The organism is Actinosynnema sp. (assembly GCF_052038725.1).
This window is the reverse complement of sequence record NZ_JBQGCX010000155.1, coordinates 1-1,916: the sequence shown is the minus strand read 5'-3', so window position 1 is coordinate 1,916 and position 1,916 is coordinate 1. Positions and strand designations below refer to the sequence as shown.

Annotated in this window: 4 protein-coding genes; all 4 read left to right on the top strand. The window is 71.6% G+C overall.

Annotation, left to right across the window (positions count from 1 at the left end; translation table 11 throughout):
- On the top strand, positions 1 to 334 hold a 334-nt coding region (locus tag ACTUAL_RS02990), incomplete at its 5' end, for a flagellar basal body rod C-terminal domain-containing protein (RefSeq protein WP_440899183.1).
- A gap of 6 nt (positions 335 to 340) precedes the next feature.
- Positions 341 to 1,219: a flagellin N-terminal helical domain-containing protein gene (locus ACTUAL_RS02985; protein ID WP_096492860.1), complete on the top strand. Its 879-nt coding sequence runs from the start codon at positions 341 to 343 to the stop codon at positions 1,217 to 1,219.
- A gap of 41 nt (positions 1,220 to 1,260) precedes the next feature.
- Entirely contained in the window at positions 1,261 to 1,728 is a 468-nt protein-coding gene (gene fliW, locus ACTUAL_RS02980) for a flagellar assembly protein FliW (RefSeq protein WP_440899182.1), read from the top strand.
- Positions 1,715 to 1,916, top strand: a 202-nt coding sequence (locus ACTUAL_RS02975; RefSeq protein ID WP_440899181.1) for a carbon storage regulator, incomplete at its 3' end; no start/stop codon positions are given. The genes fliW and ACTUAL_RS02975, both read left to right, overlap by 14 nt.

The following is a 1,916-nucleotide window of genomic DNA, read 5'->3' as shown; positions in this document are numbered from 1 at the left end:
GGTCGCCACCTCGTCGAGCGCCACCCGCGCCCTCGACGGCAGCAACGCCGACGCGATCTCCGCGCTGGCCCGCTCGGCCACCGGCCCGGACGCCGCCTATCGGCAGACCGTCGTGAAGATCGGCATGGCGGTCCAGACCGCCGCGAGCCGCTCCGCGACCCAGGCCTCCATCACCGCGCAGGTCGACGCCGCCCGCCAGTCCTCCGCGGGCGTCAACCTGGACGAGGAGCTCACCTCGATGCTGACCTACCAGCGCAGCTACGAGGCCGCCGCGCGCGTCATGAGCGCGGTCGACTCGATGCTGGACACCCTCATCAACCGGACCGGGAGGTAGTCCCCGGTGAACATCTCCCGCGTGACCGAGCGCTCCATGTCGACGGGCATCCTGTCGAGCCTGCAGCGCAACCAGAACAAGATGGACCAGCTCCGCGAGGCCATCTCCAGCGGCAGGCAGCTCACCAAGCCCTCCGACGGCCCCACCGACACCGTCTCGGCGATGCAGCTGCGCACCGAGATCGCCGAGCGCGGCGCGTACTCGCGCAGCGCCGTCGACGGCCAGGCCCGCCTCGGCGCCGCCGAGACCGCGCTCTCCTCCACCAGCGACCTGCTGCTGCGGGCCCGCGACCTGGTGCTCCAGGGCAAGTCCGCGCAGAGCCAGGACTCCCGCGAGGCCATCGCGGCCGAGATCGACGCCATCCGCACGTCGATGATCGGCCTGGCCAACACCACCTACCTCGACCGCCCGGTCTTCGGCGGCACCACGGCCGGTGGCCAGGCCTTCGCCTCGGACGGCAGCTACCTCGGCGACGACGGCCAGGTCATGCGCCGCATCGCCAACGGCACCCAGGTGCGCGTCGACGTCCCCGCCGACACCTTCGGCACGGGCAGCAACCAGGTCTTCAAGGTCCTGGAGTCGATCGCGGGCAACATGCGGAGCAACCCGGCCGGGTTGTCCGCCGATCTCGATCGGTTGGATTCCGGGATCAAGACGGTCAACACGGCCGTCACCGGCATCGGCACCCGATACGGTCAGCTGTCGGCGGCGGACGACGCGGGGCAGGCCCAAGTCGTGACGCTGTCGGCCAGGCTGTCCCAGATCGAGGACGTGGACGTGGCAGCCGCGGTCGTGGAGCTCCAGACCCAGACGGTCGCCTACGAGGCGTCCCTCGCCGCGACCGCGCGCATCGTGCAGCCCTCGCTCCTGGACTTCCTGCGATGACCGCCGTCCTGGAGAGGGGAGCGAGGACCACGAGCACCACAGTGGACGAACAGCTGCCGACCATCGAGTTCGTCACGCCGCTTCCAGGGTTCCCGCACCACCGGACCTTCGTGCTGGTGTCGCTGCACGAGGAGGGGCTGCTCTACGCCCTGCGCTCGGCGGACGACCCCGGTCTCAGGGTCCTGGTCGTCCCGCCCGCCCCGTTCTTCCCGGACTACGCGCCGGTCGTGGGCGAGGAGGCGCTGGACCAGCTGGGCACCCGCGAGGCGGACAACCTGCTGCCGCTGCTGGTGGTCACCGCGGGTGACAAGGCGGCCGGTGCGACGGCGAACCTGCTGGCGCCGATCGTGGTCGACCAGCGGAGCAGGCGTGCGGTCCAGGTCGTCCAGGCGGATGATCTGCCCACGCGCGCACCGCTGGCGCGTGACGTGCCGGCCCCCAACGCGGGAGGAAGACCGCAGAATGCTAGTGCTGACGCGACGGGCGGGGGAGAGCTTGCGGATCGGTGACGACGTCACCGTGACCGTGCTCGACGTCCAGGGCAACGTCGTGCGGGTGGGCATCCAGGCCCCCCGCTCGGTGGCGGTGCACCGGGACGAGCTGTACCGGGCGCTGCGCATCGCCAACGAGCAGGCCGCCCTCAAGCCGGGGGCGCCGGAACCGGACCTGGACCAGCTCCTCGGCTCGCCACCACCCC